We start from the raw sequence: 18,293 nt of genomic DNA on the forward strand, positions 1-18,293 counted from the left end.
GGGGGGGGGCGCCCGCCCCCGGGGGGGGGGCCGGGCCCCCGGGGGGGGGGGGGGGCGGCCCCGGCCGCGCGGGCCGCGCCCCCCCCCCCCCGGGGGGGGGCCGCTGCTCGGCGAGCGCACGGCCCGGTGCTCGTCGAGCGGATCGAGCGATCCGCGCCACATCACCCCCGACCATAAATTACTGCTCGGTAGCATCGCGGCGGAACGCACGCCACCCGAGGAGAAGCCCATGTCCACCACCGAATCCACCGCCCCGTCCGGACTGGAACTGCTGCGCCAGGTGCAGTCCGGGGCCTTCGACGGCGCCCCGTCCATCGGCGGCCTGCTCGGGATGCGCTTCGACGTGGTCGAGCACGGGCGCATCGTGGTCTCGCTGGACACCCGGCCGGACTTCGCCAACCCCCTCGGCACCGTGCACGGCGGGATCGCCGCGACGCTGCTGGACTCGGCGATGGGCTGCGCCGTGCACACCACGCTGCCCGCGGGCGTCGGCTACACCACCTTGGAGCTCAAGGTGAACTACATCCGCGCCGCGCGCACCGACGGCCAGGTCCTCACCACCGAAGGCACCGTCGTGCACGCCGGGCGCCGCACCGCCACCGCCGAGGGCAAGGTCCACGACGAGGCGGGCAAGCTGATCGCCCACGCCACCACCACCTGCCTCATCCTCCCCACCCCCTGACCGGCGCGCGCCGCACCAGCTCGCCGGTCCACTCCGCGTGCCGCCGGCGACCGCACGCGGCTCCCTCCCAGTCGACGACGCCGCTCAACCGGGCGTCCGCCCAGAGCGCGTTGCCCGACTGGAAGTCCCCGTGCACCAGCACCGGATCCGCCGCCGCGAACAGGCCCCGCGCGTCGTCGACGAGCCGCGCAGCGGGCCCGTCGAGCTCTGCGCTGGCGAGCGTGCGACCCGCCGGCAAGCGGAACGACGCCCGCGATCCGTGCGGCGGCACCGGATTCCCGGGTAGCGGCGGCGAGAGCGGAGCGGGCGGCACGCCGAGGATTCTGCCTCCTCCGGGACCGTCGGCGTGCCGGTGATCGGGTTCGGGGTGGCGGGATCTACCATTCGGCGGATGACCGGCTACGACGATCTTGACCCGTTCGAGCACCTGGACGCCTCGTCGCTGCCGCTGCGCCAGCAGCGGATCCTCGCGACGATCCGCGACTGGGTGGTGCGGCACGGGTACTCGCCGAGCACCCGGCAGATCGGCGAGGCCGTCGGCCTGCGCTCCACCTCCTCGGTGTCCAAGCACCTGGCGAGCCTGGAGGACAAGGGCTTCCTGCGGCGCAGCGACACCGTGTCCCGGCCCATCGACGTGCGCGCGTTCCTGCGCGAGACCTCCGCGTCGCGGAACGACGCGGACTCGGTGACGGTGCCCGTGGTCGGCGACATCGCCGCCGGGACGCCGATCGCCGCCGACGAGCACCTCGACGACACCCTCGTGCTGCCGCGCGAGTTCGCCGGGCGCGGCACCGTGTTCGCGCTGCGGGTGCGCGGTGACTCGATGATCGACGCCGCGATCTGCGACGGGGACACCGTGATCGTCAAGCAGCAGCCCGAAGCGCACTCGGGGCAGATCGTCGCCGCGCTGCTCGACGACGAGGCGACGGTGAAGGTGTACCGGAAGCGCAACGGGCACGTGCTGCTGGAGCCGCGGAACCCGGCCTACGAGGTCATCGACGGCGACCACGCCACCGTCCTCGGCGTCGTCGTCTCCGTGCTGCGCAGCGTCTGACCCGCCGCGTCGAACGGCCCGACGGGCTCGGCGGGGCGGGCCCGCCACCCGACGTCCCCGCCACCTCGACGTCCCCGCTACCCCGACCTCAGAGCGCCAGGCCGCCGTCGGCGTAGTAGCCCTTGATGTGCGCGGTGACCCGTCGGCCCGCCAGCGCGCCGTCGCCGTCCCGGATCGCGGCCAGCACCTCGCGGTGCTCCGCGCGCAACCGGGTCGAGGTGGCCGCCCACGAATCCAGCAGCGGGACCGTCTCGCGGGTGTAGTGCTCGATCGAGTCACGCAGCCCGGACATCATCACCGCGACCACCTCGTTGCCCGCGGCCTGCGCCAGGGTCAGGTGGAACTGGGCATCGAGCGCCAGGAACTCGGCCGGGGCGAGATCCGGCTCGTCCATCGCGTCGAGCAGTTCCTCCGCCGCGGCGAGCTCCGCGGCCGCACCGGCCAGCTCGGTGACCGACGCCGTCTCCAGCACGAGCCTGGTGCGCACCACGTCGCGCACCTGGAAGCCCTGCCCCGCCACCTGCAACCGCAGCAGCGCGCTCATGCCGCCGGTGGGGCGGGCCAGGATCACCGCGCCCGCCTCCGGCCCGGAACCGGTCTGGGCGCGCAGCAGGCCCAGCGCCTCCAGCACCCGCATCGCCTCGCGCACCGAGGAGCGCCCGACCCCCAGCTCCTCGGCCAGCGCCCGTTCCCCCGGCAGGCGCTGCCCGGGCGCGATCCGGCCCTGCAGCAGGTCGTCCTCGATCTGCGCGAGCACCCGTTCCCACGCCCGCGGCCCAGCGTTCACCACCCTCGGAGCCTATCGAGGTCGTGGCGCCGCGCGTTGCGGGCGCCGCCCACTGCCGCAACGCTGACCGGAGGCGGTCGGACACCGCCCGTTCCCGAACTCGCCCACCCCGGCTACGGTGTGGTCAGACCACACGAAGGGAGTCCGACGCATGCGGGTAGCCCTGTTCGCCACCTGCCTCGGCGACACGCTGTTCCCGGACGCGATCCAGGCCACCGCCCTGCTGCTGAGCAGGCTCGGCCAGGACGTGGTGTTCCCGGAGGCGCAGACCTGCTGCGGGCAGATGCACGTCAACACCGGGTACCAGCGCGAGGCGCTGCCGCTGGTCGAGAACCACGCGGCCTGCTTCGCCGACGAGTCCATCGACGCCGTGGTGGTGCCCTCCGGATCCTGCGCCGGCTCCATCCGCCACCAGCACGAGATCGTCGCCGAGCGCTTCGGCCGTCCCGGGCTCCGCGACCAGGTCGTGCGCTCCCGGGCGAAGACCTACGAGCTCGCCGAGTTCCTCGTCGACGTCCTCGGCGTGGTCGACGTCGGCGCGACCTTCCCGCACCGGGTGACCTACCACCCCACCTGCCACTCGCTGCGGATGCTGCGGGTCGGGGACAAGCCGCTGCGGCTGCTGCGCGCCGTGCGCGAGATCGACCTGGTGGAACTGCCCGAAGCCGACCAGTGCTGCGGGTTCGGCGGCACCTTCGCGCTGAAGAACGCCGACACCTCCACGGCGATGCTCTCGGACAAGCTGCGCAACGTCGGCGCCACCGACGCCGAGTACTGCACCGCCGGGGACTCGTCCTGCCTGATGCACATCGGCGGTGGCCTGTCCCGGTTGCAGACCGGAGTCGGCACCAAGCACCTCGCCGAGATCCTCGCCACCACCGAACGCAAGATCGCGCCGAAGCAGGGAGCACTCGCATGAGCGGCACGTTCCTCGGCATGCCCACCGCTCCGCCGCGCGGAACCGGCAACATCCGCGGCAGCGAACCGTTCCCGGCGGCGGCCCGCACCGAGCTCGGCAACGCGCAGCTGCGCCGCAACGTCGGCAAGGCCACCCGCACCATCCGGGACAAGCGGATCGCCGTCACCGGCGAACTGCCCGACTGGGAGGAGCTGCGCTCCGCCGGCGCCGCGATCAAGCGCGACGTGCTGTCCCGGCTGCCGGAACTCCTGGAGCGGTTCGAACAGGCCGTGACCGCGCGCGGCGGGACCGTGCACTGGGCACGCGACGCCGCCGAGGCCAACGCGATCGTCACCCGCCTCGTCCGCGGCACCGGCTCCGAGGAAGTGCTCAAGGTCAAGTCGATGGCCACCCAGGAGATCGGCCTCAACGAGCACCTCACCGACGAGGGCATCGCCGCCATCGAGACCGACCTCGCCGAACTGATCGTGCAGCTCGGCGCGGACCGGCCCTCGCACATCCTCGTTCCCGCGATCCACCGCAACCGCGCGGAGATCCGGGAGATCTTCCTGCGCGCCATGCCCGGCGTCGACCCCGACCTCGACGACGACCCGGCGCACCTCGCCGACGCGTCCCGGCGGTTCCTGCGCGACCGGTTCATGCGCGCACGGGTCGCGATCTCCGGGGCGAACTTCGGCGTCGCCGACACCGGAACGCTCTCGGTCGTGGAATCCGAGGGCAACGGGCGGATGTGCCTGACCATGCCGGAGACGCTGATCACCGTGATGGGGCTGGAGAAGCTGATCCCCAGCTACGCGGACCTCGAAGTCTTCCTGCAACTGCTGCCGCGCTCCTCCACCGGCGAGCGGATGAACCCGTACACCTCGATGTGGACCGGCGTCACCCCCGGCGACGGACCGGGCGAGTTCCACCTGGTGCTGCTGGACAACGGGCGCACCGCCACCCTCGCCGACGAGGTCGGGCGCGAGGCGCTGCACTGCATCCGTTGCTCGGCCTGCCTGAACGTGTGCCCGGTGTACGAGCGGACCGGCGGGCACGCCTACGGCTCGACCTACCCGGGGCCGATCGGGGCGGTGCTCACCCCGCAGCTGGCCGGGATGGACACCGGGTCCGGCGACCCGAACGGCTCGCTGCCCTACGCCTCCAGCCTGTGCGGGGCCTGCTTCGACGCCTGCCCGGTGAAGATCGACATCCCGTCGCTGCTGGTGGAACTGCGCCACCAGCACGTGGAGCAGGCCGGGTTCGACGCCGAGCAGGCGCTGATGAAGGCGGCCTCCGCGGCGATGGCCTCGGCCGGGCGGTGGACGGCGGCGCAGCGCGCGGCGCAGCTCGGCAGGCTGCTAGGGCGCGGCGGGCGGATCCGGGCGCTGCCGCCGCCGGGCAGCGCGTGGACCTCGGCGCGCGACCTGCCGGTGCCGCCGAAGCGGACGTTCCGGCAGTGGTGGGACTCCACCGAAGGCCGGGCCGCGATCGAACGGGCCCGGCGCGAAGGAGGTGCGCGGTGAACGCCCGGGAGACCGTGCTGGGCCGGGTGCGCGACGCGCTCGCCCTCGCCCCGCCCGACGCCGTGCAGGTGCCGCGCGACTACCGGCGACGCCGGTCGCTGCCCCCGGAACGGCGGCGGGAACTGCTCGTGGACCGCCTGGAGGACTACCGCGCCTCCGTGCACCAGTGCGACACCGCCGAGGCGCCGGGCGCGATCGCGACGGCGCTGCGCGGCGCCCGCCGGATCGGCATCCCCGCCGGGCTGGACCGCCGGTGGCTCGCCGAGTTCGACGGGGAGGTCACCGTCGACTCCGCGGAGGTGCCGCCCGCGCGGCTGGACGAGCTGGACGGGGTGGTGACCGGGTCGGCGGTGAGCTGCGCGGAGACCGGCACGATCTTCCTGGACTCGTCGGCCGACCAGGGCCGCCGGGCGCTGACCCTGGTCCCCGACCTGCACGTGTGCGTGGTGGCGCTGTCCTCGGTGGTCGCCGGGGTGCCGGAGGCGGTGGCGCGGCTCGACCCGGTGCGGCCGACGACGCTGATCAGCGGGCCGTCGGCGACCTCGGACATCGAGCTGGACCGGGTCGAGGGAGTCCACGGGCCGCGGACCCTGCACGTGGTCCTGCTGCTCGACGCCTGACTCCGCGCGCACCGGCCAGGTGAACGGCCCGCCCCGGCCGTTCACCTGCCGGGGCTCAGCGAGTGCGGTCGCGGTGCAGCAACCACACGAAGTACGGCGCGCCGACCAGCGCCGTCATCATCCCGGCGGGCAGCTGCGCCGGGGCGATCGCCGCGCGGCCCACCACGTCGGCCACGCACACCAGCACCCCGCCCAGCAGCGCCGCCACCGGCAACATCCGGGAGTGCCGCCTGCCCACGATCGCCCGCGCCGCGTGCGGCGCGATCAACCCGACGAACGCGATCACCCCGACCCCGGCCACCGCGGTACCGGTCAGCAGCACCGCGCAGCACAGCAGCAGCAACCGCGCCCCGGGCACGTGCACACCCAGCACCCGCGGCGTCTCCTCGTCCACCGACAGCAGGTCCAGCTCGCCGCGGGCGCGGACCAGCACCGGCACCAGCACCAGCAGCGCCAGCACCATCGGCACCAGGTGCTCGTAGGAACGCCCGTAGGTGGAGCCGCCCAGCCAGGTCAGCGCCTTCGTCTCGTTCCACGGGTCGGACAGCGTGATCAGCAGCGTCACCAGCGCCTGCGTGGCCGCCTGGACGCCGAAGCCGATCAGCACCAGTCGTTCCCCGGCGAAACCGCCCTTCGCCGCCATCGCGAACACCACGAGCGTCGCCACGGCCGCACCGAGCCCGGCACCGCCCGCCTGCACCCAGAACCCGGCCCCCGACCACAGGGTGATCACCGTGATCGCGCCGAGCCCGGCACCGCCCGCGACGCCGATGATCCCCGGCTCGGCCAGCGGGTTCCGCGCCACCGCCTGGATCGCGGCTCCGGCCAGCGCCAGCGCCGCCCCCGCCAGCACCGCCGCCACGACCCGCGGCACCCGGTTCGACATCACGTTGCTGACGATCGGCCCGGCCTGCCCGCTCGCCCAGTTCGCCAGGTCGCCGAGCAGCAGCAGGACGTCGCCCAGCAGCACCGCGCCGATCGCCACCGCGACCAGCAGCAGCACCAGCGCTCCGACGACCAGCCGAACCCGCCGGGCCGACACGCCGCCGCGGACACCCGCCGCCGGCGGCTCCGCGGCGGACGCGGTGACCCGGATGTTGCGGCACAGCACTACCAGGAACACCGCGCCGACCAGCGTGGTCGCCACCCCGGTGGGAATCTCCAACGCGGTCTGCGCGCCGATCAGCGCCCGCAGCAGCACGTCCGCGCCCAGCAGCAGCACCACGCCCATCGCGCCGGAGATCGGCAGCAACGCCGCGTGCCGGTGCAGGCCCGGAACCCGGTTGGACAGCAGCCGCACCACCGCGGGCGCGGCGAGCCCGACGAACCCCACCGGGCCCGCCAAGGTCACCGAAGCCGCCGCCAGCAGCACCGCCAGCGCGATCGAGGCGAACCGGATCCGTCCCACGTGGACACCGAGGGTCCGCGCGTGGTCGTCGCCGAGGTACACCAGGTCCAGCCGCCGGGACAGCAGCAGCAGGAGCACGAGCGCGATGCCCATCACCGGCGCCACCGCCCGGATACCGCCCAGCCCCGTCTGCCCGAGCGAGCCGGAACCCCAGGCGAACAGCCCCTGCGTCTCCTGGTCGAACAGCAGCAGCAACATCCGGGTCAGCGAGTGCATCGCGAACGCGATCGCGGTCCCGGCGAGCACCAGCCGCACGATCCCGGTGCCGCCCATGCCGGACAGCGAGATCACCAGCAGGGCCGCGGCGAGCCCGCCGACGAACGCGATCGCCGTGGTGCCCAGCACCGGGAACGAGACGCCGAACGCGGCGACCGCGACGATCGCCAGGTGCGCGCCCGCGTCCACGGCGAGCGTGTCCGGGGAGGCCATCACGTTGCGCGCCACCGATTGCAGCACCGCCCCCGCGATGCCGAGGGCCGCGCCGACCAGCAGCGCTGTGAGCAGCCGCGGCAACCGCGACTCCACCACCACGGCCGCGGTGGTGTCGGTGCCGCCGCCGAGCACCAGGTGCAGCAGCGCGCCGAAGTCCACGCTGGACGTGCCCTGGGTGAGGTGCACCGCGGCGCCCAGCACGACCAGCGCGGCCAGCCCCACCACCAGCAGCACCAGCGGCCCGCCCCGCCGGATGACCGCGACCGGCGGGGCGGGTGGACGGACGAGCGTCGTCACGGACTACGCCTTCAGCGCCGCGATCGCGGCGTCGACGTACTGCTCCATGGACTTCGGCCCGCCGAACATCCACAGCGAATCGGGCAGCCGCTGCACCTTGCCGCTGCGCACGAACGGCAGGTTCTTCCAGATCGCGTTGTCCCGCAGCTCCTCGCCGTAAGCGTCGGTCTCCGAACCGTTGGCCTCGTACCAGAACCGCACGTCGGGCAGCTGGGTGAGCCCTTCCACGTCGGCGGAGGCGAGCCCGTAGTCCGGGTCGCCCGCCATCGGCCACGGATTGCGCAGACCGATGCGGTCGAACACCTCGGAGACCAGCGAGCCCTTCGCGAACGGGCGGATGCTCACCTCACCGGAGGTCACGTAGGCGTCGGAGAACGCGACCGGGTCGTCCAGCGCACCGGCCCGCTCGACCGCGGTGCGGCCTTCGGCGATCTTCGCGTCGAACTCGGTGCGCAACCGGGCGGCGGCGTCCTCGGTGCCGGTCGCCTTCGCGATCAGGTCCAGGTTCTCGAACATGGTGCCGATCGGGTCCGGTGCACCGCCGCCCTTGATCACGACCACCGGCGCGATCTGCTCGACCTGCGCCAGCGCCCCTTCGCTGAGGCTGTCGGTGACGACCACCAGGTCCAGGTCCAGTGCGCCGAGCGCGTCGAGGCTCGGCTCCCCGCGGGTGCCGAGGTCCTTGGCGGTGCCGTCCAGCGGCGCCGCACCCACCCACTTGCCGTAACCGTCCACATCGGACACTCCGACGGGCATGACGCCGAGGGACACCAGGCTCTCGGTGCCGTTCCACTCGGTGGCCGCGACCCGCTTCGCGGGCCCGTCGAGGGTGACCTCCTCGCCGCGGGAGTCGACGACCGTCACCGGATCACCGCCGCTCGCCGACTTCTCCCGGCCACCTGCCTGCTCGGTGGTGCCGCAACCCGCCGCGAAGAACGCGGCGGCCGCGCACAGCCCGATGATCGCTCTGGTCCTGCGCATGATTCTCCTACCTGGAGGGTGACCGGCGGCGCCGGTCAGGCCGAGGGGGCGCGAACGCCGGAAGTGTTGAAGCGGCCGACGGCGCGCGTGCGGATGCACCCGTCCGCGGGATCGACCTCGACGTCCACCTGGATGCCGTAGGCGCGGGTGAGGTTCGCCGAGGTCAGCACCTCGTCCGGCGCGCCCTCCGCGGCGACCCGCCCGTCCTCCAGCAGCAGCACCCGGTCGGCGACCGCCGCCGCCTGGTCGAGGTCGTGCAGCACGACACCCACGCCGACGCCGTGCTCGTCGGCGAGTTCGCGGATCACGTCGAGGATCTCCACCTGGTAGCGCAGGTCGAGGAAGGTCGTCGGCTCGTCCAGCAGCACCAGTTCGGTGTCCTGGGCCAAGCAGCTCGCCAGCCACACCCGCTGCGCCTGCCCGCCGGAGAGCGCCTGCACCGGCCGGTCGGCGATGCCCGCGAGACCGGTCAGCGCCATCGCGCGCTCCACCGCGGCCGGCCCCTCCGGGTCGCGGCCGCCCCAGCGCGAGCGGTGCGGATGCCTGCCGAACTCCACCAGCTCCCGCACGCTCAACCCGCCCGGCGCGGTGCGCTGCTGCGAGAGCAGGGTGATCCGGCGGGCCAGGTCCTTGCCGGACAGCGCGCGCAGCTCGGCGCCGTCGGCGAACGACACGGCACCGGCGACCGGCGGGTGCAGCCGCGCGAGGGCGCGCAGCAGCGTCGACTTCCCGCTGCCGTTCGGCCCGATCAGCACGGTCACCTCCCCCGCGACCAGGGAGATCGACGCGCCGTGCACGACGACGTCGCGGCCGTAGGCGACGTCCACTTCGCGGGCGCGCACGCCGGCCGGTTGCTGCGATGAGTTCGGGGACACAGCCGAACATTAAAGACAGGCTTGCCTAACCCACAAGGCCCCGTGGTCACCAGCACAGTCACCCGAACGGCCGCGCCCGGCCGGCGGGATCACTCCGCCTTGCGCGCCGTCCGGTACAGCCACAGCACGAAGAACACGAACGCCGCCACCCCGAGCACGTCGGTGAGCACCGAGAACGACGCCTCCGACATCCCCAGCGCCGCCGGGCTGATCGCGAACACGTCGGCGCTCTGCGCGATGGCGAACGGGATGGCCAGCACGATCCCCACCAGCGCCTCACCGGTGATCAGCCCCGAGGCGAACAGCAGCCCCGGCCCGCCGCCGGACTCCGAACCGCGCTTGCGGCGGGACACCAGGTAGGCGATCACGCCACCCACGAAGATCGGCACCGACAGCTCCAGCGGCAGGTACAGGCCCACCGCGACCGCCAGCACCGGCGTCCGGAACGCCGCGCCACGCCGCTCCAGCAGCCGGTCCGCGACGATCAGCGCGACCGCCAGCACACCACCGCCGCAGATCATCCCCCACGGCAGGCCGCCGCCGAAGACGCCCTGCGCGATGGAACTCATCAACGCCGCTTGCGGGGCCTGCAACGACTCCGAGGGATCCATGCCCGGCCGCGGGAACGAGTTCCCCATCCCGTAGGCCGCGTACAGCACCGACAGGATCGGCGCGATGCACAGCGCCGAGACGACCACGCCCACCACCAGCATCACCTGCTGCTTGAACGGCGTCGCCCCGAGCAGGTGCCCCGTCTTGAGGTCGTGCAGGTTGTCCCCGGCGATCGCCGCCGCGCAGCTGACCACCCCGGAGATCAGCACCGCGGTCGACGCGGCGATCGTCGCCTTCGCCTCGTCCCCCGCGAAGTCGATCTGCACGCCGAGGATCACCAGCAGCAGCAACGAACTCGCCAGCAACGTCAGCACCGTCACCCCGGACACCGGGTTGTTCGACGAGCCCACCAGCCCGGTCATGTACCCGGACACCGAGGAGAACAAGAACCCGGCCACCAGCGCGAACAGCACCCCGAACGCGATCGTCGCGGCGAACAGGCCGCCGCCGACCTCCAGCCGCGAGCGGTCCACCACGAACAGGAACACCAGCAGCACCGGCACCGCCATCGCCAGCGTCCCGTACAGCAGCCAGTTCGCCGGGATGTCCCGCTCGGTGCGCGGCACGTCCGCCGCTCCCCCACCGCGCTGGGCGCGCACCGCGGCCACCGAGGACCGGATGCTGGCGATCATCGGCCGCACCACCGACAGCAGCGCCCACACCCCGCCGACGGCCATCGCGCCGACGCCGAGGTAGCGGATCTTCTCGTCCCACACCGCTTCCGCCGCGTCGTAGCCGGTCGCGTCCCCGACGATCGAGTGCAGCTGCGCCGGGTCCGCGAACACCATGTACAGCGGGATCCCCGCGAACCAGGCGAGTCCGCCGCCGAGGAACACCAGGAACGCGATGTTCAGCCCGACGATGTAGCCGACGCCCAGCAGCGCCACGCCCAGCTCGCTGCCGAGCCCGACCACGACCCCACCGGCCTTCACCGACCCGGTCACCGTGGACGACACCAGGCCCAGCCCGCTCTGCAGGAACTTCAGCAGCGCCCCGGCGAGCCCCGCGACGGTGATGTGCACCGCGCTGCGCCCGCCGCGCTCACCGGCCTTGAGCACTTCGGCCGTGGCGACGCCCTCCGGGAACCGCAGCGGTTTCTCCACGATGAGCGCGCGCCGCAGCGGCACGGTGAACAGCACGCCCAGCACCCCGCCGCACAGCGCGATCGTCGCGACCGGCAGGAATGGGAACCCGTCCCAATAGCCCAGCAGCACCAGCGCGGGCAGCGTGAAGATCACGCCCGCGGCGAGCGACTCACCGGCCGAGGCCGCGGTCTGGACGATGTTGTTCTCCACCACCGTCGATCCGCGCAGCAGCCGCAGCACCGCCATCGAGATCACGGCCGCCGGGATCGAGGCCGACACGGTCAGCCCGACCTTCAGCCCCAGGTAGGCGTTGGCCCCGGCGAGGATCGCCGCGAGGACGATGCCGAGGACGACGGCCTTGGCGGTGATCTCGCGCGGAGTCGAGCTCGCCGGTACGTGGGGTTCGTGCTCCGCGCTCGTCGGCTTCATGCTGCGGCCAATCCGTTCTCGAGGGTGCGACGAGGTCTGAACCTATCCCCGGGACCGGCCCGAACCGGCCCGATGTCCACCGATCCGTTATCCGGAACACCACCGATCTCGGACATGCGACCACGAATGCGGCATTTTCCCGGAACGCCGACGGGCCGCATTCGCCGCACCGGCCCGATCGGGGCGTCGCGCACCCAACCGACACCACCTGCGTTGCGATCCGGAACGTGGTTCCGTATCGTTGTTCCGGAACAAGGTTCCGATTGTGCGGCGGGAGTGCCGCACCCACCGAGAGGACCCCCGTGGAGTACCGCACGCTGGGCGGCACCGGCATCAAGGTCAGCCCCTACGCGCTGGGCGCGATGATGTTCGGAGCGCTCGGAAACCCCGATCACGACGACTGCACCCGCATCATCCACACGGCGCTGGACGCGGGCATCAACTTCATCGACACCGCCGACGTCTACGCCCGCGGCGAATCCGAGGAGATCGTCGGCAAGGCCCTCGCCCACCGCCGGGACGACGTCGTGCTGGCCACCAAGGCGCACGGGGCCATGAGCGACGACCCGAACGCGCGGGGCAATTCGCGCCGCTGGATCACCCGGGCCGTCGAAGGCTCGCTGCGCAGGCTGGGCACCGACCACATCGACCTCTACCAGATGCACCGGCCCGATCCGGCGACCGACGTCGAGGAGACCCTGTCCGCGCTCACCGACCTGGTGCGCGCGGGCAAGATCCGGGCGTTCGGCTCCTCCACCACGCCCGCGCACGAGATCGTGCAGGCCCAGTGGGTCGCCGAGCGGCGCGGGCTGCACCGGATGCGGACCGAGCAACCGCCGTACTCGCTGCTCAACCGCGGCATCGAACGCGACGTGCTCCCCGTGTGCGAGCAGTACGGCGTGGGCGCCCTGGTGTGGAGCCCGTTGGCGCAAGGCATGTTGACCGGGCGGTACCGGAAGGGCACGGCGCCCGATTCGCGCCGGGCGAACTTCGGCTTCGCGCACCTGTCCGACGAACACCGCCTCGACGTCGTGGAACAGCTGATCCCGCTCGCCGCCGACGCGGGCATGCCGCTGTCCCACCTGGCCGTCGCGTTCACCATCGCGCACCCCGGCGTCACCTCAGCGATCATCGGTCCGCGGACCACGGAGCACCTGCGCGATCTCCTCGACGGGCTGGACACCACCCTGTCCGACGACGTCCTGGACCGGATCGACGCGATCGTCCCGCCGGGCGCCGACGTCGGCGCCCTGGACATGGCCTACACCCCGCCGGCGATCACCGACCCCGCGCGACGCCGCCGGCCCGCCACCACCCGCAGCGCTGCCTGAACCCCTACCGCGGCCAGGAATCCGGTCCGCGTCGGGGACAGTGCCCCGGTGCGCCGATCAAGATCGAGAATGGGCATCGGAAACCTCCGAAGTCAGGGGTCCAGCAACGGCGTGCTCGACTTCGAAGAACCGACCAAGAGCATGAAAAGAGGGCCTTCGCAGTGTCTGATCTGCGAAGGCCCTCTAGACCGTCGGGACGGCGGGATTCGAACCCACGACCCCTTGACCCCCAGTCAAGTGCGCTACCAAGCTGCGCCACGTCCCGGCCACACCCGCTGTCTTGCGGTGTATGGAAAGCTTAGCGCACCGTACGCAGAGGATCTTCATCCCCCCTCCTTTACCGGATCTGCGCTGGTCAGGAGCTCTGCTCGGGTGCCGATGAGGCGGGTGGGGCGATCGCGGGGAAGCGCGGTGAGTGCTTCGCGGGAGGCAGCGGCGAGGGCTTCCGCGGAACGGGTGGGGCCGGCGAGGCGGTGCGCGTGGCTGCGGGTGCGGAAGCGGGAGTCGCGGACCTTGACGACGACGCGTCCGGCGAGCAGGTCGTGCTCGGCGAGGTCGGCGGCGACCAGAGCGGCGAGGCGGGTGAGTTCGGCGCGCAGCCGTTCCGGGTCGGTGACGTCCTCCTGGAAGGTGATCTCGCGACCGTAGGAGCGGGGACGGTACGGCGCCGGGTCGACCGGGGTGGGGTCGTAGCCGCGGGCGACGGCGACGAGCCAGGGTCCGTTGCGGGGGCCGAAGGTCTCGGCGAGCGCGGACGGGTCGGCGGCGGCGAGCTCGCCGACGGTGCGCAGGCCGTGGGTGCCGAGCTTCGCGGCGGTGCGGCGGCCGATGCCGCGCAGCGCGTCGACGGGCAGACCGTCCATGACGTGCGCCCAGTTGGACCGGTCGAGGCGGAACACGCCGGTTCCGGTCGCGGGTTTGGCGAAGCCGGAAGCGGTCTTGGCGCGGAGCTTGTTGTCGCCGATGCCCACCGAGCAGCTCAGACCGGTGCGCGCGTGCACGTGGGCGCGCAGTTCGGCGGCGGTGCGGGTCGCGTCGTCGGTGTCGAGCAGCAGGTACGCCTCGTCCCAGCCCGCTTCCTCCACGGTGTCGGAGCGTTCGCGCAGCGCCGCGTAGTAGGTCTCGGACGCCGCGCGGTAGGCGTCGGCGTCCAGCGGCAGGAACACCGCGCCGGGGCAGCGCTTCGCGGCGGTGCGCAGCGGGGTGCCGGATCGGACGCCCGATTCCCGTGCTTCGTAGGAGGATCCGGCGACGACGCCGCGGCGGGTGGGGTCTCCGGTACCGCCGACGAGGACGGGCCGGCCGCGCAGTTCGGGGCGCCGCAGCAGTTCCACGGCGACGATGAACTGGTCGAGGTCCACGTGCAGCACCACCCGCTCCACGTCCCCAGCGTGCGCGCTCGGCGGTACGGTCGCCGGATGGCGAAGCGCAGCGCGGGCATCCTGCTGCACCGGATGCGGGCGGGTTCCCCGGAGGTGCTGCTGGTGCACCCGGGCGGCCCGTTCTGGCGGAACAAGGACTCAGGCGCCTGGTCGCTGCCCAAGGGCGAGTACGACTCCGGCGAGGAACCGCTGGCGGCCGCGCTGCGGGAGTTCGAGGAGGAGACCGGGTTCCGGCCGGACACCAGCGCGCTGGTGGAGCTCGGGGAGGTCCGGCAGAAGGGCGGCAAGGTCGTGACCGCGTGGGCCGCGGCCGGTGACTTCGACGTGGCGGAGCTGCGCAGCAACGAGGTCGAGCTGCCGTGGCCGCCGCGTTCCGGTCGGACCACGACCTTCCCGGAGGTCGACCGGGCGGAGTGGTTCGACCCGGACGCGGCGCAGCGGAAGTTGGTGGCGGCGCAGGCCGAGTTCGTGCCCCGGCTGCTGCGCGCGCTCGGCCTGGACTGATCGGGTCAGCGCGCCGAGAGGTACCCGGCGACGAGCTGCACGAGGTACAGCCCGGCCACGACGAGCGAGGCCTGCAGCAGCCGCGACGGTTCGGACGCGGCCGACTCCAGTCCCGTGAGCGTGCCGACGATCGCGCAGGGGGCCACGACGGCGGTGATCAGGTAGCGCAGGTGCGGGGCCGGGCGGGCCGGCTCGGCCGCGGGGACCGCCGTGGGGCGCTCCGCCGGGACGGTGTCGTCGAAGCGGGGGTGCGGCTGCGGGAGGTCGCGGAACGGCGCGAGCAGTTCGGCGCGGGTGCGGGCCTGTTCCAGCTGGATGGCGCAATCGGCGAACTCCTCGGACGTGAGGCATCCCGCCGCGACCTGCTCGTTGAGCAGCCGCATGCCCTCCGCCCGGTCGGCGTCCGACAGGCGGATGCCGCCGTCCTGGGCGGGAACGTCCACGTGGGTCACTGCGCTCACCTCGAATCCTCGTGCCGCCGGAGATCGGCCGGCCGGGTTCGAGGCTAGGGCGGTGGTGGTGGGTGCTGGATCGGACTTGGGGCCGGGACGCCTCGGCCGGAAAGCCGGATCGGTGCGGCGGAAATCGGCTGAACGACCGACGGCCCCTCCGGTGCGGAGGGCCCCCCACGACGAGCTCGGTCAGTCCAGCGCGGCGTCCCGCGTCTCCCGGCTCAGCAGCAGCGCGATGAACGTCAGCGCACCCATCGCCGCCAGGTACACCCCGACCCAGCCGACGCCGTAGGAGCCGGCCAGCCACGTCGCGATGTACGGCGCCACGGACGCGCCGAGCAGGCTCGCCAGGTTGTAGGACACCGACGCCCCCGTGTACCGCACCGCGGTCGGGAACAGCTCGGGCAGCACCGCGCCCATCGGGCCGAACGTCAGGCCCATCAACCCGAGCCCGACGACGAGGAAGCTCAGCACCGCGGGCAGCGAACCCGCGCCGAACCACGGGCCCATCAGCAGTCCGAACGCGATGATCGCGGCGGTGATGATCAGCAGCGTGGGGCGGCGGCCGAACTTGTCGGCCAGCAGACCGGCCACCGGCACCGTCAGTCCGAAGAACACGACGCCGATCAGCAGGAACACCAGGAACTCGGAACGGCTGTAGCCGAGCCCGGCCTCCGAAGTCCCGTAGGACAGGGTGAACACGGTCATCAGGTAGAACAGCACGTAGGTCGCCAGCATGATGAACGTGCCCAGCACCAGGCCCTTCAGCCCGGTGCGGAACACCTGCACGAACGGCACCTTGGCGCGCGCACCGGATTCGACGACCTTCGCGAACGCGGGCGTCTCGTGCAGGCTCAGCCGCACCCACAGCCCGACGACGACGAGGATCGCGGAGGCCAGGAACGGCACCCGCCAGCCCCAGGCGAGGAACGTGGCGTCGTCCATCGTCTCGGACAGCAGCAGGAACAGGCCGTTCGCGACGAAGAAGCCGATGGGGGCGCCCAGCTGTGGGAAGGTCCCGAAGAAGGCCCGCTTGCGCGCGGGAGCGTTCTCGGTGGCCAGCAGCGCCGCGCCACCCCACTCGCCGCCGAGGCCGAGGCCCTGGCCGAACCGGCACAGCGCCAGCAGCAGCGGGGCGGCGACGCCGATGGAGGCGTAGCCGGGCAGCAGCCCGATGACGACGGTCGAGACGCCCATCGTCAGCAGCGAGGCGACGAGCGTGGACTTGCGGCCGATGCGGTCGCCGAAGTGCCCGAACAGCGCGGAGCCGACCGGGCGGGCGATGAAGGCGATGGCGAAGGTGGCCAGCGACTGCAGCGTCGCCGCGGTGGGGTCGCCCGCGGGGAAGAACAGCTTGGGGAACACCAGCACGGCGGCGGTGGCGTAGACGTAGAAGTCGTAGAACTCGATCGAGGTCCCGACGAGGCTGGCCACCACGACTTGGCGAGTGGAATTGCGCGGCGCGGTGCCATCCGCGACGTCACCGGGAACGTGGCCGACCGCCATGGTCCGGAACCTCCCTGTTCACACGTTCAGACCAGAAGTGAGCACACGCAGGGTAACCCTCGCTGCCCAACTAGCGGGAAGCGAGTCCCATTCGGTGGACGTGGGATCGGCCACGGGACCGGTCCGGTGCGGAATCGAGCTCGTGCGCGGCGGTGTTGGGAGTGGTGTGACGACCCCGCTGCGCTTCTCCGTGCTGGACCGCTCGCTCGTGCTCCGCGGACGGAGCCCGGCGGAATCCCTGCGCCGCACCGTCCGGTTCGCGACCGAGGCCGAGCGGCTGGGCTACCACCGGTTCTGGGTGGCCGAGCACCACGGGGTGCCCGGCGTGGCCGGTTCCGCGCCCGCGGTGCTCGCCGCGGCAGTGGCCGCGGCGACCTCGCACATCCGGGTGGGCACCGGTGGGGTGATGTTGCCGAACCACCGGCCGCTGGTCGTCGCCGAGCAGTTCGGCGTGCTCGAGTCGCTGCACCCGGGGCGCATCGACCTCGGCGTGGGGCGCTCGGTCGGGTTCACCGCCGCGGTCCGCGAAGCCCTCGGCCACGGCCGCGAGTCCGCGGACCGGTTCGCCGAGCAGCTCGACGAACTGCTCGGCCACTTCACCGGCGGCCCGGAGGCGGCGGTGCGCGCGATGCCCGCGACCGGGCTGCGCCTGCCGGTGTTCGTGCTGGCCACCGGCGCGGGCGCCGAGCACGCGGCCGCCGCCGGGTTGCCGCTGGTGATCGCGGCGGTGCGCGGCGACGAGGCGCTGCGGCGCGCGGTCCGCGGCTACCGCGAGCGCTTCCGGCCGTCACCGTGGTCGCGGCGCCCGCACGTGGTGCTGTCCCGTTCCGTCGCGGTCGCCGCCACGACCGAGCGGGCGCGGCGGTTGCTGGTGCCGGAGGCGTGGGCGACGGCGAGCTCCCGCGTGCACGGCGTCTTCCCGCCGCTGGAGCCCGCGGAGGACGTGCTGGCCCGGGACTTGGACCGGCGGGAGGCCGAGCAGTTCGAACGGGCGATGCGCGGTCACGTGCACGGCACCGAGGCGGAGGTCGCCGACCAGTTGCAGTCCGCGCTGGACGACGTGGGGGCGGACGAGCTGCTGATCACGACCAGCGGCTACGACGAGGAGGCGCTGCTCGACTCGTACCGGCGGTTGTCCCGGCTGATGCCGTGACGGGACCGAGATCCCGGAGATCGTCCCGGCCGGAACCCGTGGCGCGGCGGAGGATTCGGGCTGGCGGCTCCCGTTCGAGTGATCACCTTGCCGCTAGCGGGTGATCATCGGTCCCGATGCCTTGTGCGCCAACGGAATCCTCCGGTCCACTGAGCACCTGCGGGCGGTTTCCGGGGCCGCCCGCGGGCCGCGGCGTGGGATCGCCGTTCCAGGGGAGCGCGGAATTCGCGATCAGCCGCGCGGGAACGGGGATCTCGGGGAGGCGCCGCGGTTCCCGCA

At 73.0% G+C, this 18,293-nt stretch carries 17 protein-coding genes and 1 tRNA gene; 8 read left to right on the plus strand and 10 right to left on the minus strand.

The genetic code is table 11. The features are described 5' to 3' along the window. Positions 1-229: 229 nt before the first annotated feature. Positions 230-682, plus strand: a complete 453-nt coding sequence (locus LCD31_RS18790; protein ID WP_224959855.1) for a PaaI family thioesterase — start codon at positions 230-232, stop codon at positions 680-682. On the opposite strand, the gene LCD31_RS18795 is transcribed toward LCD31_RS18790, so the two are convergent. Further along, the gene (locus LCD31_RS18795) at positions 663-995 is read right to left on the minus strand and encodes a phosphotransferase (RefSeq protein WP_224959857.1); all 333 of its coding nucleotides are present in this window, start codon (positions 993-995) and stop codon (positions 663-665) included. The genes LCD31_RS18790 and LCD31_RS18795 overlap by 20 nt on opposite strands. 78 nt (positions 996-1,073) lie before the next feature. Here LCD31_RS18795 and lexA point away from each other — a divergent pair, with 78 nt between their 5' ends. Then, complete coding sequence (gene lexA / locus LCD31_RS18800) at positions 1,074-1,736, plus strand: transcriptional repressor LexA (protein ID WP_224959859.1); 663 nt, start codon at positions 1,074-1,076, stop codon at positions 1,734-1,736. 88 nt (positions 1,737-1,824) lie between these two features. Here lexA and LCD31_RS29620 read toward each other — a convergent pair whose 3' ends face one another. Beyond that, a complete protein-coding gene (locus LCD31_RS29620; RefSeq protein ID WP_224959861.1) occupies positions 1,825-2,526 on the minus strand; it encodes a FadR/GntR family transcriptional regulator in 702 nt (233 codons plus the stop codon). A 148-nt stretch (positions 2,527-2,674) separates the two neighbouring features. On the opposite strand from LCD31_RS29620, the gene LCD31_RS18810 reads away from it, so the two are divergent. The 3 genes from LCD31_RS18810 to LCD31_RS18820 are packed head-to-tail and all read left to right on the plus strand — an operon-like array spanning position 2,675 to position 5,567. Continuing rightward, positions 2,675-3,442 carry a (Fe-S)-binding protein gene (locus LCD31_RS18810; protein ID WP_224959863.1) on the plus strand — a complete coding sequence of 256 codons (768 nt, stop codon included), beginning with the start codon at positions 2,675-2,677 and terminating at the stop codon, positions 3,440-3,442. Then, positions 3,439-4,947, plus strand: a complete 1,509-nt coding sequence (locus tag LCD31_RS18815; protein ID WP_374108106.1) for a lactate utilization protein B — start codon at positions 3,439-3,441, stop codon at positions 4,945-4,947. The genes LCD31_RS18810 and LCD31_RS18815 overlap by 4 nt, the downstream gene beginning before the upstream one ends. Then, positions 4,944-5,567 (plus strand): lactate utilization protein C, encoded by a 624-nt coding sequence (locus tag LCD31_RS18820; protein WP_224959865.1) that lies wholly within the window; start codon positions 4,944-4,946, stop codon positions 5,565-5,567. The genes LCD31_RS18815 and LCD31_RS18820 overlap by 4 nt, the downstream gene beginning before the upstream one ends. 55 nt (positions 5,568-5,622) lie before the next feature. Here the strand turns inward: LCD31_RS18820 and LCD31_RS18825 are convergent, their stop codons facing one another. The 4 genes from LCD31_RS18825 to LCD31_RS18840 form a co-directional block, all read right to left on the minus strand. Next, complete coding sequence (locus tag LCD31_RS18825; RefSeq protein WP_224959866.1) at positions 5,623-7,704, minus strand: iron ABC transporter permease; 2,082 nt, start codon at positions 7,702-7,704, stop codon at positions 5,623-5,625. A 3-nt stretch (positions 7,705-7,707) separates the two neighbouring features. After that, entirely contained in the window at positions 7,708-8,685 is a 978-nt protein-coding gene (locus LCD31_RS18830) for an iron-siderophore ABC transporter substrate-binding protein (RefSeq protein ID WP_224959867.1), read from the minus strand. A gap of 35 nt (positions 8,686-8,720) precedes the next feature. Then, a complete protein-coding gene (locus LCD31_RS18835; protein ID WP_308011202.1) occupies positions 8,721-9,560 on the minus strand; it encodes an ABC transporter ATP-binding protein in 840 nt (279 codons plus the stop codon). Positions 9,561-9,649: 89 nt separating this feature from the next. Continuing rightward, positions 9,650-11,686 (minus strand): OPT family oligopeptide transporter, encoded by a 2,037-nt coding sequence (locus LCD31_RS18840; protein ID WP_224959868.1) that lies wholly within the window; start codon positions 11,684-11,686, stop codon positions 9,650-9,652. A gap of 302 nt (positions 11,687-11,988) precedes the next feature. Between LCD31_RS18840 and LCD31_RS18845 the strand changes: the two genes are divergently transcribed. After that, positions 11,989-13,017: an aldo/keto reductase gene (locus LCD31_RS18845; protein WP_224959869.1), complete on the plus strand. Its 1,029-nt coding sequence runs from the start codon at positions 11,989-11,991 to the stop codon at positions 13,015-13,017. A gap of 191 nt (positions 13,018-13,208) precedes the next feature. Here the strand turns inward: LCD31_RS18845 and LCD31_RS18850 are convergent. Both LCD31_RS18850 and LCD31_RS18855 read right to left on the minus strand, forming a co-directional pair. Continuing rightward, a tRNA-Pro gene (locus tag LCD31_RS18850) sits at positions 13,209-13,282 on the minus strand. Positions 13,283-13,340: 58 nt separating this feature from the next. Continuing rightward, a complete protein-coding gene (locus tag LCD31_RS18855) occupies positions 13,341-14,399 on the minus strand; it encodes a DNA polymerase IV (RefSeq protein ID WP_224959870.1) in 1,059 nt (352 codons plus the stop codon). 36 nt (positions 14,400-14,435) lie between these two features. On the opposite strand from LCD31_RS18855, the gene LCD31_RS18860 reads away from it, so the two are divergent. Further along, a complete protein-coding gene (locus LCD31_RS18860; RefSeq protein ID WP_224959871.1) occupies positions 14,436-14,903 on the plus strand; it encodes an NUDIX domain-containing protein in 468 nt (155 codons plus the stop codon). 5 nt (positions 14,904-14,908) lie between these two features. Here the strand turns inward: LCD31_RS18860 and LCD31_RS18865 are convergent, their stop codons facing one another. Both LCD31_RS18865 and LCD31_RS18870 read right to left on the minus strand, forming a co-directional pair. Continuing rightward, a complete protein-coding gene (locus LCD31_RS18865; protein ID WP_224959872.1) occupies positions 14,909-15,364 on the minus strand; it encodes a DUF1707 domain-containing protein in 456 nt (151 codons plus the stop codon). A gap of 180 nt (positions 15,365-15,544) precedes the next feature. After that, on the minus strand, positions 15,545-16,861 hold the full coding sequence (locus LCD31_RS18870) for an MFS transporter (protein WP_224959874.1): 1,317 nt from the start codon (positions 16,859-16,861) through the stop codon (positions 15,545-15,547). A 166-nt stretch (positions 16,862-17,027) separates the two neighbouring features. Here LCD31_RS18870 and LCD31_RS18875 point away from each other — a divergent pair, with 166 nt between their 5' ends. Further along, entirely contained in the window at positions 17,028-18,014 is a 987-nt protein-coding gene (locus LCD31_RS18875; protein ID WP_224959876.1) for an MsnO8 family LLM class oxidoreductase, read from the plus strand. Positions 18,015-18,293: the final 279 nt, after the last annotated feature.

The organism is Saccharopolyspora sp. 6M, assembly GCF_020176775.1.
Lineage (GTDB): Bacteria > Actinomycetota > Actinomycetes > Mycobacteriales > Pseudonocardiaceae > Saccharopolyspora_C > Saccharopolyspora_C gregorii.

Excerpts from the sequence above, each read along its gene's own strand:
- LCD31_RS18860 (WP_224959871.1), top strand. The coding sequence starts at position 14,436 with ATGGCGAAGCGCAGCGCGGGCATCCTGCTGCACCGGATGCGGGCGGGT.
- LCD31_RS18810 (WP_224959863.1), top strand. The coding sequence starts at position 2,675 with ATGCGGGTAGCCCTGTTCGCCACCTGCCTCGGCGACACGCTGTTCCCG.
- LCD31_RS18870 (WP_224959874.1), bottom strand. The coding sequence starts at position 16,861 with ATGGCGGTCGGCCACGTTCCCGGTGACGTCGCGGATGGCACCGCGCCG.
- lexA (WP_224959859.1), top strand. The coding sequence starts at position 1,074 with ATGACCGGCTACGACGATCTTGACCCGTTCGAGCACCTGGACGCCTCG.
- LCD31_RS18815 (WP_374108106.1), top strand. The coding sequence starts at position 3,439 with ATGAGCGGCACGTTCCTCGGCATGCCCACCGCTCCGCCGCGCGGAACC.
- LCD31_RS18830 (WP_224959867.1), bottom strand. The coding sequence starts at position 8,685 with ATGCGCAGGACCAGAGCGATCATCGGGCTGTGCGCGGCCGCCGCGTTC.
- LCD31_RS18790 (WP_224959855.1), top strand. The coding sequence starts at position 230 with ATGTCCACCACCGAATCCACCGCCCCGTCCGGACTGGAACTGCTGCGC.
- LCD31_RS18840 (WP_224959868.1), bottom strand. The coding sequence starts at position 11,686 with ATGAAGCCGACGAGCGCGGAGCACGAACCCCACGTACCGGCGAGCTCG.